Annotated in this window: 16 protein-coding genes; 2 read left to right on the plus strand and 14 right to left on the minus strand. The window is 54.7% G+C overall.

Annotated elements, in window-relative coordinates:
• The 8 genes from BLS55_RS03395 to BLS55_RS03430 all read right to left on the minus strand — a co-directional run.
• The coding region (locus tag BLS55_RS03395) for a transposase family protein (protein WP_143339500.1) at positions 1–267 on the minus strand (267 nt) is incomplete at its 3' end.
• Entirely contained in the window at positions 209–2,356 is a 2,148-nt protein-coding gene (locus BLS55_RS03400; RefSeq protein WP_092152970.1) for a zincin-like metallopeptidase domain-containing protein, read from the minus strand. The genes BLS55_RS03395 and BLS55_RS03400, both read right to left, overlap by 59 nt.
• The gene (locus BLS55_RS03405; RefSeq protein WP_092152971.1) at positions 2,343–2,534 is read right to left on the minus strand and encodes a hypothetical protein; all 192 of its coding nucleotides are present in this window, start codon (positions 2,532–2,534) and stop codon (positions 2,343–2,345) included. The genes BLS55_RS03400 and BLS55_RS03405 overlap by 14 nt, the downstream gene beginning before the upstream one ends.
• Positions 2,531–3,064: a conjugative transfer signal peptidase TraF gene (gene traF, locus BLS55_RS03410; RefSeq protein ID WP_092152972.1), complete on the minus strand. Its 534-nt coding sequence runs from the start codon at positions 3,062–3,064 to the stop codon at positions 2,531–2,533. The genes BLS55_RS03405 and traF overlap by 4 nt, the downstream gene beginning before the upstream one ends.
• Before the next feature lie 2 nt (positions 3,065–3,066).
• Entirely contained in the window at positions 3,067–5,034 is a 1,968-nt protein-coding gene (locus BLS55_RS03415) for a type IV secretory system conjugative DNA transfer family protein (protein WP_092152973.1), read from the minus strand.
• 116 nt (positions 5,035–5,150) lie between these two features.
• Positions 5,151–6,353, minus strand: coding sequence for a TrbI/VirB10 family protein (locus BLS55_RS03420; RefSeq protein ID WP_092152974.1), 1,203 nt, complete (start codon positions 6,351–6,353; stop codon positions 5,151–5,153).
• A gap of 3 nt (positions 6,354–6,356) precedes the next feature.
• On the minus strand, positions 6,357–7,241 hold the full coding sequence (gene trbG / locus BLS55_RS03425) for a P-type conjugative transfer protein TrbG (RefSeq protein WP_092152975.1): 885 nt from the start codon (positions 7,239–7,241) through the stop codon (positions 6,357–6,359).
• A gap of 9 nt (positions 7,242–7,250) precedes the next feature.
• Positions 7,251–7,991, minus strand: a complete 741-nt coding sequence (locus tag BLS55_RS03430; protein WP_092152976.1) for a VirB8 family type IV secretion system protein — start codon at positions 7,989–7,991, stop codon at positions 7,251–7,253.
• Between the two features lie 38 nt (positions 7,992–8,029).
• On the opposite strand from BLS55_RS03430, the gene BLS55_RS11815 reads away from it, so the two are divergent.
• Positions 8,030–9,034 carry a hypothetical protein gene (locus BLS55_RS11815; RefSeq protein ID WP_143339506.1) on the plus strand — a complete coding sequence of 335 codons (1,005 nt, stop codon included), beginning with the start codon at positions 8,030–8,032 and terminating at the stop codon, positions 9,032–9,034.
• Here BLS55_RS11815 and BLS55_RS03440 read toward each other — a convergent pair.
• From BLS55_RS03440 to trbL, 3 genes are read right to left on the minus strand one after another with little or no spacing between them, the layout of a single operon-like run.
• Positions 9,024–9,641, minus strand: coding sequence for a hypothetical protein (locus tag BLS55_RS03440; protein WP_143339507.1), 618 nt, complete (start codon positions 9,639–9,641; stop codon positions 9,024–9,026). The genes BLS55_RS11815 and BLS55_RS03440 overlap by 11 nt on opposite strands.
• Entirely contained in the window at positions 9,634–10,086 is a 453-nt protein-coding gene (locus tag BLS55_RS03445) for a hypothetical protein (protein WP_143339508.1), read from the minus strand. Before BLS55_RS03445 ends, BLS55_RS03440 begins: the two co-directional genes overlap by 8 nt.
• 13 nt (positions 10,087–10,099) lie before the next feature.
• Entirely contained in the window at positions 10,100–11,230 is a 1,131-nt protein-coding gene (gene trbL / locus BLS55_RS03450) for a P-type conjugative transfer protein TrbL (protein ID WP_092152980.1), read from the minus strand.
• Between trbL and BLS55_RS11820 the strand changes: the two genes are divergently transcribed.
• Positions 11,223–11,564 (plus strand): hypothetical protein, encoded by a 342-nt coding sequence (locus BLS55_RS11820; RefSeq protein WP_143339509.1) that lies wholly within the window; start codon positions 11,223–11,225, stop codon positions 11,562–11,564. The genes trbL and BLS55_RS11820 overlap by 8 nt on opposite strands.
• Positions 11,565–11,571: 7 nt before the next feature.
• Here BLS55_RS11820 and trbJ read toward each other — a convergent pair whose 3' ends face one another.
• Genes trbJ through BLS55_RS03465 form a run of 3 tightly spaced genes read right to left on the minus strand, consistent with a single transcriptional unit; the run spans position 11,572 to position 15,327 of the window.
• Positions 11,572–12,360, minus strand: coding sequence for a P-type conjugative transfer protein TrbJ (gene trbJ, locus BLS55_RS03455; RefSeq protein WP_257243121.1), 789 nt, complete (start codon positions 12,358–12,360; stop codon positions 11,572–11,574).
• Positions 12,361–12,373: 13 nt separating this feature from the next.
• Positions 12,374–14,803 carry a VirB4 family type IV secretion/conjugal transfer ATPase gene (locus BLS55_RS03460; RefSeq protein ID WP_092152982.1) on the minus strand — a complete coding sequence of 810 codons (2,430 nt, stop codon included), beginning with the start codon at positions 14,801–14,803 and terminating at the stop codon, positions 12,374–12,376.
• A complete protein-coding gene (locus BLS55_RS03465) occupies positions 14,803–15,327 on the minus strand; it encodes a lytic transglycosylase domain-containing protein (protein WP_257243122.1) in 525 nt (174 codons plus the stop codon). Before BLS55_RS03465 ends, BLS55_RS03460 begins: the two co-directional genes overlap by 1 nt.
• Positions 15,328–15,332: the final 5 nt, after the last annotated feature.

The raw sequence follows: 15,332 nt of genomic DNA on the forward strand, positions 1-15,332 counted from the left end.
GACGCCATGCTCGGGGCAGTCCACTCGGGGAATCCGAGCATGCAGGAACGTCTTGAACTGGCACGTGTCCAGATGGCGCCAGACACGAGGCTCGGCATGGTCGCGGCAAGCCAGCTCTCGACCACAAGTAGGGCAAAACCAGCGAACACCAGGACCATGCTCCACGCGGATGTCTACCCGACCTTCCGCCGTGTCCAGTTCAACAGCCTCAACAAACCAGGGCTCGGTCAGCCCGAGAATCCGAAAATATAGGTCCGTATCCTTCATTGGTGCCCTCCGGGAAGGACATTAGCAGATCAGCTACCCACGGAAAACCCGGAAGAGCCAAATCCGTAAGCCCTTTGGCCTTTTCTTTGGCCGTAAAAATGGGAATTTTCACTTTCCCGTTGACTTTTTCGGCTGCAGCCTTCGCCTTCTCCACTCCCACGTTGTAAGATTTGCCATCTTTCTTCATGGAGTGATCATTATCAGCGCAGATAGTAATGGCGGCGTTGGGGTATTTGTCGCGGATGGCTTCCGCCACAGGCAACAAGTTACCGGAGTCAAAGGCGACCGCCACGGGCTTGCCCGTGGCCATGTGCAGGGAAGCGCCGGTGGCGTAGCCTTCGCAGAGGACAATCTCTCCTTGAGACAGATCCTTGCCTTCAGCGCCGATGAGATGGAAATTACCTTTTTTTTCAATCCCTGGATCAAAAAACTTATGCCCCTGCGGCGTTATCGTCTGAATCCCGCGGAGTTCTCCGGCGATATTACGCAAAGGGACAAAGATGTACCCTTCCAGATCCTGTCTTAACCCAAAGGCTTCTATTCCTTTTTTTTGCAAATAGGGAGAGGAAAAGACTTGCGCCGGGCCTAATCCGTCCCACTTGTTTTTGCAGCGTTCGGCGGCGGCATCGTGCGCCTTGGCACGTTCCGCTTCCGCCGCCTGAAGCCGCGCGTTTCGTTCCTGCTGCTGGCGTTCCCGTTCCGCCGACGAGAGCACAACGCCGGTGGCCACGAGCTTTACCTTCTCGCCGGTGACATGGTTTTGCGCCCAGCCGGCGGGAATACCGTCGCCGTAGAGGCAATAGCTCCCGTCCATTCTCCTGCCGTTTTTGGAAAGCAAGGGGACACGGTGAATTTTGCCGTCCAGCTCCGGAAGCTGGCCTTTGAGATCCAGGCCCATCTCCGCCAGTTTGCGGGCAAATTCCTCCTGCGGAGAAAGATTCCGCGAAGCCTCTGCGGTACGCTCCGGTGGCGTCATAAAGGGACGCAAGGGAACAAGATCCGTGCCTGTGGGTGCGTACCACTGCTTCTGCCTGCCGTCCCAGCGCGCGCCGAGTGCTTTGGCGGCCTCTTTGTCTTTGTAGGCAACATATAGATAGGTTTTTTCTGCCGCAGGGGCGTGTAAACCAGAGTCCTTCTCCTGTTCCTGTTCACTGGCATGTCCATGTTCTTCAGTTCTTTGCAGGGTATGTTCCTGACGCATTTCCAACCCCAAAACATAATCATGGATGCGTTCCGCATCTCGGCAGGCGCGCAAGATTTCCAACGGATCCTCCTTCAATGCCTTGATCCAGGACTTCACATAAGCGGCGTGCTGGCCAGGATCATGCCCGACACCGATATCCTGTCCGACCATCCAGGAGGATATTTCCGCGCGCAGTTCCTCTTTGGCGTAAGTGCCCGAACCAAAAGGACCGAATTCCCGGTTCATGCGATCGGGATGCCCGGTCCAGTGCCCCAGCTCATGCAGGGCCGTGGCGTAATATTTGTCGGCGGCGTCGAAGCTGTCCCGCGGCGGGAGATGGATTTCATCGCGCGAGGGGCGGTAAAACGCCCGGTCGTGCTGGTCGTGCTTGATAACCGCGCCGGAACCTGCCAAAACGCGCTCGGCTTTCCCCTGTGGGTCCCAGGCGAAATCCAGATTCTTTTTTTCCAAAGCCGGAAAGCCTTCCACCTGCTCCGCGTTGAAAACGCGCGCCATGCGCATGATAGGCCGTTCCAACGACACAGTTTCACGCACGGGCTTGCCGTCTTCACCCAGGACCGGCTGTTTATTCTCATCCAGCTTGTCCCGCTCCTGGCTGAACTGGTAATAGACCACGGGCGTGGACCGGCTGCCCGTCTTGATACGGTAGCCAGCGTCATTAGCCTGTTTCAGCGTCATCCAGCGCGGATCCTCATAACCGGCCATCGCCAGATGCAGACGATTCACCCCCTTGTAGACCGTGCCGGAAAGAGGATTGCGCGGTGCAAGGTTCTGGGCCGGCGTCCAGGGCTTCTGCCAGGGAGCCGTGCCTTCCTCCAGCATGTTGATGACCTTGCCGGCGAACTCTTCATGGAACGGGATCCGCTCTTTCTTATCCCCGGCCATCGTCCCCCCCTTCCGCCGCAAGAAGGGCGTCGTCCAGGATATCCAGCAGCGTCAGGGCGTCTTCTGTGAAGGCCCCCATACCATCCGCCTGCTCAGGGTCCAGAGGCACGGCCAGAGCATAATACTCCGCCTGGCTGAATGCATCTGCGGCCACGGCATTCAACTCTTCCTTAGTCATGACGTTCTCCTTATTTTAAAGGTAAAAACGGGCTCTACCCTGACCATACTGGCCAGCGGAATGAGTCCGAAAAAACGGCTGTCGAAACTGCCGGCGTGGCCAGCCAGCGCCATGCCCATGCCGGCAGGGATTACGCCAGAGCGCAATGCGCTTTCCGGCAGAGGCCGCCCCTGTGCGTCACTGCGCCTGACCGGCGCTTGCCAGCGGTGGACCTGGCCGGCAGGCGGCACTATGGAGATCTCTTCCGCAGTCACAGTGAGGGCATCGCCGGGCAGGCCGGCCAGGCGCTTCAGAAGCGGCCGCAGGCCTGAAGAACAGTTACCGGGCCCCAGATAGCCCCGTTCGCGTGCCAGAACCACCCACTCCCCTTCCAGACAAAATGCAACCAAGTCGCCGCGCGTCGGCACTCCTGCGGCAATGCGATAAATCCCTTTGGGCACTGATGGAGTCGGATTCCAACGCAGACCTGCGCAATACAGAACCGGCAACAGCAAAAACAGCAACATGGCGGTGGACAGCGCGGCTTTCATGTTCACTCCAGAAAACTCTCGAAAGATTTCGGTTGCACAGGAGCTACTTCCCGCTTTGCTCGCGTTTCTGGAGCAAACCATGCCGCCGGGCGGGGAAAATACAGAGAATCCGTGATTCCAAAGGGATATTTTTCTGAAATCCCTGGGGCGGGTATTTTGGCTCGCTGCGCGAAGGTCGGATCCTTGAAGTAGAGAATTTGCATCCCGTAAATGGCTGACTGACCTGCAGTAAAAATCAGCATGTGGCCTGGCTTGGTGATGTTGCCGTCGGCATCCTTCTCTGCGCCGGGCAGGCGCATGCATTCATCGGGCGTAAGCAGAGGCCTGGCTGTTTCCGTCATGTTGACGGAGCGGGAACGGCCGCGCCCACCACCGATGGAAACCGACGTCTTCTTTTCCACCACCGTAGTTTTCCCGACCATCTTAGAAAGTAATTCGGCCGTTTCGGTCTCGTTTGGAGCATAGGCAATACGCACATGACAGTTGGCCATGATGGCGTTTTCTTTGCCGTATTCTTCGTTCAACTGTTTTATATTCTGAACAATGATGTACAACTTGCCGCCATAGCCAGCGATATAGGAAATCGCCTTATCCAGGACAGGCAGTTTGCCCAGGCTGGTAAGCTCGTCCAGCATCAGGAGCAGACGATGCAGATAACTCGCTTTGCTCGCGCCATCGACAAATTCCATCTTGGCGCAAACGCGCCGGATGATCATATCCAGCATAAGGCGCATCAGTGGGCGCACTCGGTCGATGCCGTCTGGCGGCGTGACCAGATAGAGATTCACCGGGTTTTCGTGATTCATCAGGTCATGGATGTGGAAGTCTGACCTAGACGTATTGATGTTGATGATGGGGTCGCGATAGATGGCCATGTTCACCAAGGCCGAGGAAAGCACGCCTGAGGCCTCGTTTTCGGCCTTGGAGGCCATTTCCCGCGCGGAGCTGGCAATGAAAATGTGGCATGCCTCCCCTACACGTTCATCCGCGTCCGGAGCGAATCCACGAAACAAGGCCGCATGGTCCGTAGCCATCATTTCGTCCAGCAGTTCAGCCGAGGAACGCTCAGGATCGGACATCATAATGGTCAGTTCCTGCAGGGTAGGCATGCGGCCCTCTCGCGAACGGACCATGACGCAGCAGTGCAAAATCAGGCCGGAAAAAAAGGCAAAGGCCGCCTTGGTCCAATGATCCGCCATGCCCTTGCCGTCCGGATCCACCAGCATAAGAGCTAAGTTCTGCACGTCCTGCACGGCCTCAAGGCTGGTCAGACGCACTTCATCCAGAGGATTAAAAGCGCAGCCGGCACCAGATGCGTCGGCCGGCGCGAAACGCAGCACGCTCTGCCCCTGCGCCTTGCGCCAACCGGAGGTGAGAGCCCAGTTCTCGCCTTTAATGTCCAAGACGAGGCTGGAGCCCTCCCAGGCAAGCAGCGTAGGCAGTATCAGGCCGACCCCCTTGCCCGATCGCGTGGGAGCGAAACACAGAATATGTTCCGGCCCGTTATGGCGCAGATAACGCAGGACATTTTTATTTTTGTCGAACCAACCGCCCACATAGACGCCCTGCCCGCCGAAGTAGCCCATGCGCGCGATCTCTTCCTTCCGCGCCCAGCGCGCGGATCCGTGCAGGCTTTTATTGCCTTTGAGTCGCCGGAAAGCGACGACGCAAAGCAGAATAAACAGCAGCGGCAGGATGAAAAACGCCTGGCCCAGGGTCATGGCATTATCCATGCTCTGTCTGGAAATGCCTTCCCAGCTGAAGACGCTCCAAGGCGCATAGAACGGAACGCCAAAGAGCATGAACCATGGCTTGCCCAAAGCTGGCTGAAAACCATAGTCCGAAGCAATTTTCAGCGTGGCCATGCTCATGCCGAGCAAGGCCAGCACAGGCAGCAGAAGCAGAAACCACCAGCCTCTCATTTTGCGCCTGGGGGCGGATTCCTGCAGACCATATTCCTGTTGCGCCATAATCTCCTCTCCAGGACTTGTTACTGATGGAAAATGCCGTAGTGTAAAATTTCAGGGTTATCTTTCTGATCAGCCTGGCAGTGCGCCAGCCGCGGCAATGACGTTCGTGTTGCGGCTTAACGCCGCCAGCGGGCATACGGTTCCTTGAAAATCACATCCTTGGTGACCACAATGTTGAACTGATAGCCAGGGCGGATCTCCAGCGTGGGTTTGATGCTCAGATTGCGCTGCAGCAAAGTCGTGGTGGTCTGGCCAAGCTGCTGGGCCAGCGCTGCGGTCATTTCATCGGTCATGCGTGTCCCGTTGTTCGTTTCCGTACTGTCGTTCATGCCGTCCATGGCATAGGCCATGCCGCCGGAAACAAGGGACATCATGATCGCCGAACCAAAAATGCGCAGATAGTGATTGTTCACGTCGTCGTTGAAGCCGGCCATGCCGGCCATGTCCGCACCAGGCATGGCACCGAGAGAAATTGAAGATCCGTCTGGGAAAATCAGGCGATTCCAGGCAATCAGAACACGCTCCTGGCCGTAAACGATGCGCGAGTCGTAGACTCCGTAAATCTTGGTCCCCTGCGGTATGAGGAGGTTCCGCCCGGTGGCAGAATCAAAAACGTGCTGCGAAACCTGGGCGATCATGTTGCCCGGCAGATCGGAATTGATGCCCGTCAGCAGAACGCCGGGAATGACCGCGCCGGTCTTCAGCTCCAGCGGCATGCCCGCCGTGCGCTGCTCCTGAAGCCGCCAGGAGGAATCCTTGCGGGCACGGTCGAAAAAGGCCTCCTTGTCCCGATCTGCAGCTGGGTCATAAGATGTTTCTCTTCCCGCCGAAGCCGCAGCGGAGTCCCGGCCGGACGGCAGCGTTGCTCCCTCGCCGGTTGCAACGGTGTGGGACACGGGCACGGCGCTGGAAACTCTTTTGGCAACCAGGGGCGCAGACAGTGCGCTCAGATAGGCCTGCGTTTTGACGCGGCGGACATTCTCCGCCTGCTGGTCCGGTTTCTCCTCACGTTGCACGACTACGAGCGGCTCCGGCTTCTGAGGGGCCGGCGGAACCAGCACGCCGCTCGTTCTGTCCTTTTTGGGATCAAGCGCCAGGCCGCTGCCCTCCACAAGCCAGACCGGCTTTTCCTCTTCAGTCACCACGGCCGCCTTGGCTTTTTCTTCTTCTTTGGAGTTATGAGCAAAATTTACACTGTAGATCAACGCAACCAGCATAAGAACAAGCACGACAAGCAGGATATACAGCGGCCAGCGCCCCATTTTTGCCACCAGCGGCTTCGGGCTCATGACCAGAGCGTTAGGGGATTCGTCACGCATCGGCTACTTCCTGATAATCCGTACTTCTTCACGTCTGGAACCCACACCGAGCAGCAAAGAAATCTCGTCAAAAATGCCGTCAACCACAAATTTTTTGCCGTCTACGCGGTAATTGACCATCACGTTCTCTCCGGCCTTTCTGGCCAACAGAATGGGCATTTCCGTACTTTTCTTCGGCAGATGAATATATGTTTTCTGTCCGTCATCGAAAACGCGCTCAGGCTTCCAGGATGCCTTGCCCTTCACCTGGAAGTTGAAGTTCAGGCTGGAGATGTCGATGCTTTTTCCGTCGATGACGGCGGTATTGCGGCGTTTTTCCTCTTCTCTGGCGGCCCGCTGGTCGGCAAGGCGGACCTTCATGGCATCGGCGTAGACAAAGCCCACATACGGAGTGTGGCCAGTGCGCTGTGAAACAAGCCGCAGGTGATACACGCGGCGATCCGTTGTCACGACGGCCGTGGTTTCCAGTCCGGCGTCCACCGGCTTCACGAACAGATGGGTGGTGTCGCCGGCGGTTCCCGTTTCCACCATCCAGCGGGCAGAGTCGCCCACGATTACCTCATTAACCTTTTCCCCGGGCTGAAGTTCCACGTCGCAGACCTGCATGGGACTGGCCAGGATAGTGGGCAGTGACGCGCCATGCACATAGACCAGCTTGCCGGATTGCGAGAGTACCGGAGCGGGGCCGCGGCCAGCCCAGTCACGTGTCAGGTTGAGCGCCTTACGCTCCTTCTGACTCAACGGCACGACGTCGTTGCTGAGAAAATCCGGCATATTCATAAAGTCGTCTGGCAAGGGCGGCGCTGTCGGACTGGAGGCCGCAACGGCATCAAACGAGGAAAGGCAGCAAAAACACAGCAGCAAGATGAAGATGACGCACCTTTTCATGACTTCTCCCTATTGCTTGGCCGAAGGCGTGATTCCGGAGCTTCTGAACACCCGGCTGGCCGAAAGACTAGTAATGTAAACCCCGCCTGGGTTGTGCAGGAGAACTGCTTCAGAGGCCGGCGGATTGATCTGCACCCCCACGGTCGCTTCATAACTGTGCACATCGAGGATCACGCCGGCGTGGGAACGAACCGTTTCTGTCCATTCCACGCGGTAGGATCCGCTGCTGACCGGCAGAGGAAGGCTCTTGACCTCCACATGCACCAGTTTGCCGGACTTCGCGATTTCGTAGGGATTGTTGAGACTGAACCACTCTTTCAGCACGCCCTTAGCGCTGCCTGCAACAAAGAAACTGAGGCGCTGGATCATCTGCTTCTGAAGCTCAACATCCGCCGTAACCGTGCGCCAATCACTGATGCAGGCCGCTATCTCGGCCTGGATTAGGCGCGCAGGAGGCGCGGCGGCCCGATCCGCACGGGCGACCACGGCGGCCTTGCCCAGCTGGTCCACTTCAATGATATACGGAATGACCTTAGCCTGGCTTGCCTGGATCACATTGCCGCTGATGGAGCCGCCCAGAAGCAGCAGAGCGATGAAAGCCGTCATCCGCCACTGAGCTGCGCGGCTGATATACGATCCGTAGCGTTCAAGCCACTCTTGGCGGCCATTGAGATACGGGTTATGGTCGCCGGAAGCCTTTGTGGCAGGCGCTGAAGCGTCGATTTTTTCTTTTTTTCTGAACAGGCTCATAGTAAGTCCTTCATATGCGCTCAAAAAAGCGAGGCTGTATGTCCAAATTTCGCTATGCGTGGCACGTGGAGAGCGAGAAGATGCTGGAACCGGATGACGTGGCGGACTTTATCATGGAAACCGGTCGCCCCCCTGAAATGATGTGCCCGGATGAGAACTGCCGCCTGACGCTGCCGAGTACCAGAATCACCGCCGTTTGTTGCGATCCGCGCAATCCGGACTGCGGTTTTACGCCACATTTCCGAACCCATCCTGGCCATAAGCACGCTGAAAACTGCCAGTATGAAGTTCTGGGACGACATACCGACTACATCCTTGGGCACAAAGATGAGTTCACCGTTGAATTCCCTGACGCCAATCTCTTGAGAAAAATAAAAGGCATTGATACCGAATTGTTGCCCGATGAATATGCGGAGGAATTTGCTCCTCATGAGTTTATGGAGGCAGTGACTCGCAAAGCACGAGAATACAGGGAAAACGGAGCTTCCGAAGAGCGGGCTTTTTGCAGGGCTCGTTGTGCCATACCGCAAAAGACAAGCCGCCTTGGGCTCATTGTTGACATGGCGATAAAGCTTGCGGATCAAGGTGGTGATGAACTCCGCACGAAAACCATTCTGGCATTGCCGAGGCGTCCAAAGGCAAATTATCTCAATGCATTCCTGATGATTTCCGCACTTAAACACCACTATACAACTCCATATATTATCTACGGAGAATCCGTTGTTCATGAATCTTCTACCGGATACATCATTGAGTATAAAAAATTGCTGAAAGGATATCATCCTGACCATCCTGAACTTCCTGCATGTACAGTAATCAATCCTGACCGCCATACGGTAGCTTTTCTGGATGAACTGAACCGCTACGCCTCTTCTGGAGAAATCTGCTGCGTATACTCGTTCAGCACGCACGAGTTGAGAGAAAGCACTTGCCCCATGCAGAACAAAAAGCACTGCGTTGTGATTGAACCCAGATTCTTGAATGCCATAACTATTAAAAAAACCTGCGTAAAAAGAGGGATAAAACCCCTTCCTACTTCTTGAGAGCGCAGGCTCTGAAAGAAAAAACCTGACCTGCATACGGTAAAAAACGTTTTGCCGTGATCCCACCCAAGGTGGCAGAATCCGTGGTCATCAAAAAGCGCTGCCGAAAAATCGGATTAAACAGGACGCGCTGCACAATGGGCATGGCATCTTCCCAGGATACTTGCATATTGTAGTACCGGCAAATAGCATCGCAATAGTCCTGCCTTTTGAGAATATCCACTTTCACGCCCATAAGATGCGTTTTCCGCGCAAGCTGGAATTCAAAACAATCCTCAACTCGTTCAAACGGTGTATTCATGGAAACGACTTCGATAATGATTTTTCCCTTTTTGTTAGTTCTTCTATTGACGCCAAAATCAGGCATATACACGATGCAGATGTCGGAGGCGGTGATCTCCCCCTCAAAAAAACAATAGAAGGCGTCTGGAAGCGTTCCGTCACTTTTTTCAAAGGCTTCTTCCATTCTCCCTCTCACAGTGTTCCTGCGGTGTAATTCCGCAAGATGTTGATCATGGTGTTTATCAAAATATTCCTGAAGCAGGCGCGTATTGTTCTCAGACATCGAATGTCCCCTTTCATCTGAAAATCCATCTTTCTTACTCATGGAGTCCTCCCAGGTTCTTGGCTAATGGCGTCAGGTACTTCAAAGTATGAGAGCCTGGCCAAGAGCGTGGGAACCTCCCGCCAAAGCCTGCGGGCTTATCCGGCAAACCAAGCAATCGAGCCAGATTGACCAGAAACATGTCTGTGCGCGCCAGCTGGCCCTCTATCTGCGGACTGCTCCGCAAGACCTCCGGCGTGCAGGACTGCAGCAGTTGGAAAAGCTCGCGCTGCTCGTCTATGACCTTCCAGATGCCGCGCCCCCCGTTGGACTCAACGCAGAACTTGCGCAGCTCAATCAGTTCCACCTGGACCTGAAAGTGCGTTCCGTCCGCACCTTCCGCACAACCGCAAACAAGGCAGAATGTCATGCCCGTGGACCAGTCGAACCATGTTTCCGCCCCGCATAACGGGCAGCCAGGTCGCCAGATTTCTTTTTTCTTGAGCATAGTATGTTCCGAACTATTTTGAAGAACGCTGGCGAGCGGCTTCGATGCGCTCACGCAACGATGTTGCCACGGTATTTTTGCTTGCATCTTTATTATGCATGGACTCGCGCGCAGCAGACCAGAGGTTGCTGGCTGCCCCCTTAGTCACTCCTCCCAGGCCTTGAGCCCCCTCCGCTCTGGCCACTTGGGCAGCACGACCGATGTTGGCTACGCCGGAGCCGGCGGCCATGCTTAAACCAGCGAGACCAGCGCCCAGAGCTGTGACTGTAGATGTAAGCGAGTTGCCTGTGCTGACGTGCGAACCCTGGATAATTCCGGACACGACATCGGGAAGGGTTTTGACCAGGGCGTAAAAAATGATGCAGAAGCCGACAGTCACAGCAATCTGCACAAAATCAATTTCTTCGGCGACCTTCAATTCACGAATAAAACTTATGCCCACTCCCATGACAAGCTGCATGGTCATGAGCTTGAAGGCCACGGCGAAAATGTATTTGAGCGTATTGACGGCGTAGTCCCGCAAGAATGACGTTGCGCCAAGCCCCAGCAGAATGGAAGACGCGCACATGGCCACGCAAACTTCGCATTTGATAAGAATGATCTGCATGGCAATGAGCGCAAAACAAACAACAATTGCAAATCCTGCCAAGACAAGAGGTACAATGTATAACGGATTACGAATGCTAACTTTTTCAAAAACGGCCTGTGCCAACTCCAACCCGACAGTGAAAGGCTCATCAGAGGCATCAACCAGTGTTGTTGCTTCTCCAGCAATGGATTTTAAGCCGTTGATAATGTTCCAGCTCCAGGTATTGTAATTGTTGATGACGGCGAGAAAGAAGCCTGCTGTCAGCAGTACAAGGCAGAAATTTTTGATCGTGTCTTTCATATCTGATGCGCCAATGGCCGATTTAATGCCTAGCCAAGCCACCTCAAGGACCGCGCACCAATAAAAAAGCAGCTTGGCATATTTGAGCATCACCTGCTCATAGGTCTTTAGTTTTTCGTAAAAAGTGTTTACAATACGAGAAACGATAGTCGCATCTGATGCGGCCAGAACATCAGCACTCCAAAACACAATGCAAAGGAGTAGAACAATGAAAAAAAGGGCTTTTCCCCTTGTAGCAATCTTTTTCTTGAGCATGGCGGCTGCACCTGCACCTTCATACGCTTTTGATTTTTATGGTTGCTGGAAGGCAGACAAAGAAAGAAAGTCTGATTCATTGATATGTTTTTCAAAAGAAAGAGTTACGTTTATAGACATGTTGAGCGGAAAATCTAAGAAAGAAGTATTTCCCGACCCTATATATAAAGAGAAAGATAAAAGTTTTTTTCTTGTCATTCCCAGCACCTTCGCAAATATAGAATTTCTAATAAACGAGGATCAAAGCATTTCAACGATAGATCCACAGGCTATCGGAAGAAAAATCAGATACATACAAATCCCCTTAGAAGAGGCAAAAAAACTTCTGAAGTAACACGCAACTAAAACGGATCAGGATGGGGTGTAGTTTCCAACCTTCTCTTAAACATGGCGCGGTGCATTTCCTGCTCCATCTGAGCTTCCTTTTCCGCTTTTTCCTGGCTCGCCAGATCCGATTGAATCTTTGTTGCGATAAGTTCACGGAGCTGGCGAGCCTCCTGAATCTGCAAGGCAGTGAGCTGGTTCCCGGCCATGAGGGCCTTCTGCTGACCATCTGGAGCTGAAAGCAGTTCGTTCATGTATGCCTCCAGTTCGCCGGACTCTTCTAGCTCCTTAAGTTGCTGCCCGGAGAGCTGAAACGTCGCTCTGGTGGAATCGTCTACCCGGCGACTCCAGTTGTCCCAGCTGGTCCGGTACGTCGTGCCCCCCTGGGTAAGCATGCTTCTGGGCATAGAGGCCAGATTTTTCAGTTCGTCCTGCGTCTGATATAGGCCGTCAAATACTTTGCCAAGCCCAGTCACATCGTTGCGCATTGTGTTCAACGCACTGGTAATTTTTCCTACCTTGGAAAGTTCAGACGATATTTTGCCGACAAGGCGTGCAGGAAGCATCACAGTATTCTGTACCATATTGGTGTACTGCGCGATATTCTGCTGCACCATTTCAAGCTGCGCGGCGGTTTGTTGTATGGCTTCATCATATTCTTTAAGCATGGTCTGCAATTGCTGAATATTTGTTGCGCGTTCAAGCATCTGCACAACTTTTTCGCTGCAGTTTGTGCAATGCACTGTGTATGCCAGACTTTTGACAGGGAAAAATGCAACAACAACAGCCAGAACAATGGCTTTCATGATATCCTCCATATCAAGCGGCATTGCGTTCTTTGAGCCATACCTGCGGCCAGTCCGCTCCGTATTCAGCCCTCAGTGATTTGATTCTGGACAGGGATTCTTTGTCGGATACCCCGACAAAAGAGAGAGCAACAGGGCCCAGGCCCAGCTGAAAAAGCCGTCGGCCGGCCGGGCTGACCATGTAGTAATCCCGCTTGGGCGTGGCCGAAGAAATGATGCCGATCTGGCGGTCATTCAGCCCGCAGGAGCGGTAAAAAGCGTATTCATCTTCGTCGCGGGCCATACGATTGGGCAGAAAGATTTTCGTAGGGCAGGACGACAGAATAACGTCCATGATACCGCTGGTCCTGGCATCAGAAAGACTTTGCGTGGCCAGAATGACCCCGCAGTTCTTTTTCCGCAGCACTTTAAACCATTCGCGGATCTGCGCGCGGAAAACAGGGTGGCCGAGCATGACCCAGGCTTCATCCAGCATCAGGAGTGCGGGCTTGCCGTCAAGCGCCTTCTCAATCCTATGGAAAAGATAGGTCAGGACGGGGATAAGGTTCCGGTCGCCCTTCTTCATCAGCTCTTCCATCTCAAAAACCACAAACTGGGATGAACCCAGATTGTCCGTCCTTGCGTCCAGCAGCATACCCATGGCCCCTCGCTGGGTGTAATAGGACAGAGCCTGACGTATGGAGATGTCCTGCACGGTGTCCATGTAATGGGACAGAGTACGCATGTGCTCCGGCTGTGACGCCAGGCCTGCCATGGCGCTGTGTATGGCCTCACGGTGAGCCGGCAGCACCGTCATCCCCTGGAGCTCCAGCAGGCCCTCAATCCAGTTTTCCGCCCAGGCCATCTCCGTATCGCTCTCGTGGATGCGTTGCAGCGGCGTAAAGCAAAGGCTGTCCTCCGTGGCGATCTCGTAATGGTCTCCGCCTGTGGCAATACACAGGGGGAAAAGCGATTCTCCTTTGTCAAAGGCAAAAATGCGTCCATGCTCATAGCGCAGGAATTGCGCGGCAATGGTGGCCAGCAAGGTGGATTTGCCGGCCCCTGTGGGGCCGAAAATCGCCGTGTGCGCCAGATCTCCGTCGTGCAGGTTGAACCAGAACGGCGTGGAGCCGTCAGTCAGAAACACAGCCAGGGGTGGAGAATCCGGGGGGTAAAACGGACAAGGGCAAACCGGATGCCCCGTCCAGGTCGTTTGCAGGGGCAGCAGATCCGCCAGGTTAAGCGTAGTCAGCAGTGGCCGGCGCACATTGGCGTAACCGTTGCCGGGTAGGCTGCCCAGCCAGGCTTCCAAAGCGTTGATGGATTCAATGCGGCAGCCAAAACCCTGCGTCTGGATAGCGCGACGCAGTTCGCGAGCGTTGTCTTGCAGCGCATTTACGTCACCGTCCATCAAGATGATGCTCGAAGACAGATAGCCAGCCCCGACGGTGCCGCCCTGCACTTCCGTCTTAGCCACTTCGGCGTCCTCACGCATGATCATCGCATCGCGGTTTATCTTGGCGTTGGGATTATTGAAAAACTGGTCCATAAAACCGACAACACGCTGGTTCCAGCCCTTCACGAACTGGGTTATTTCCTTCTCGGCATCATATTGATCCAGGCAGATAAAGCGTGTGGAGTAGCGCAACTCAAAGGGCATGGAGTCCAGTGCTGCGAACATGGCGGGCCAGGATTCCTGCGGCAGGCCATCAATGGAAAGGACTGCCAGATGTTTTCTGTCCAGTCCGTCTTCCAGACGGGGAATCAGGCCACCGACCAGATCGCGACTGCCCAGCAGAGCGTCCAGGTACATGGGCGTGGCCGGCACCCTCACGGGCTGGATGACTCCGGAAACGCAAAACTGCAGATGCGCAAGAAGATCAGAATGAAAAAACGGACTGTCCGAGCTGTCGTATAATTCATATTCCTGCAAACGATTCATAGCCAGGATTGCGGAGCAACCATCTTCAATTTCCAGCAACGTGTCTTTGAATGTTTTGAGCCCTTTTTCAATGGCTGACAGAGTTTCGACGCCAACTTTGGCCGCACCAGCCATTTTGGCGACATGGTAGTTTGGCAGATAGGTGACGGTTAAAAATGCCGAAGTACGATAGCAGCACTGCCCTTCGCCAAAGAACGCCCGCCGTTCGTCTTCAATGGCTTGCGACACGGGGTCGCAAAAATGTGAGCGGGAAGCGTCAGGATACGCCCGTTCCTGCGTGCGGCAGGCGTCCACATGAAGCATCCAGCCTGTGCCGAGACGGCATATGGCATTGCTGAATTGTTCTGATACGAAAGCCAGATCTTCAGGCGTCGAGCTGGCTGTGTCCTCGCCGCGGATCTCCCAGGCGGCCAGGAAGGAGCCGTCTTTCTGGAGTATGATGCCCGGTTCGATCAGGGCTGCGTAGGTCAGCAGATCAGGCAGGCCCTTGGCCTGGGACCGAAAATCCTTCAGCTGCAGCATTATTTGTTCCCCAGAATGTTCCTGACGTGTGTTACAATGGCGCGCGCGTATGCCCTGCCCCGCTCCGGATTGCGGTGCAGCGGCGTGTGGTAGTACGCGACGGCCTTCCAGTTCAGTCCGTGGCGTCTGATTTCCTGGGCCAGAATCCAGACGCCGATTCTGACATTATTGGCCGGCTCCAGAACCTGTTCCAACGGCCAGCCGTATTTTCTGATCCAGTAAACATTGACCTGCATGACGCCCACATCGAAAGACCGCCCGGCACGCAACGCCCACTGCGCATATCGCAATGCCTCATCTTTGGAGCGCGGCCGCACGTCGCGGCCAGAAATGTTGATAATCCAAGGATGCAGGCCGCTTTCCTGGCGGGCTATGGCCAAGGCCAGTACTTTGGGCACCTGATAACGGGCGCACGGATCGTCAAACAAAGGGTCAAGCGCCTGCTGGCGATCCTGTAACGCAGCGGCATGCACTGACGACAAAGAGCAGCAGCACAACATCAAGAGAAAACACAATGTCTTCATAACAA

Origin of the sequence: Desulfovibrio legallii, from assembly GCF_900102485.1 — a bacterium.
Classification (GTDB): Bacteria; Desulfobacterota; Desulfovibrionia; order Desulfovibrionales; family Desulfovibrionaceae; genus Desulfovibrio; species Desulfovibrio legallii_A.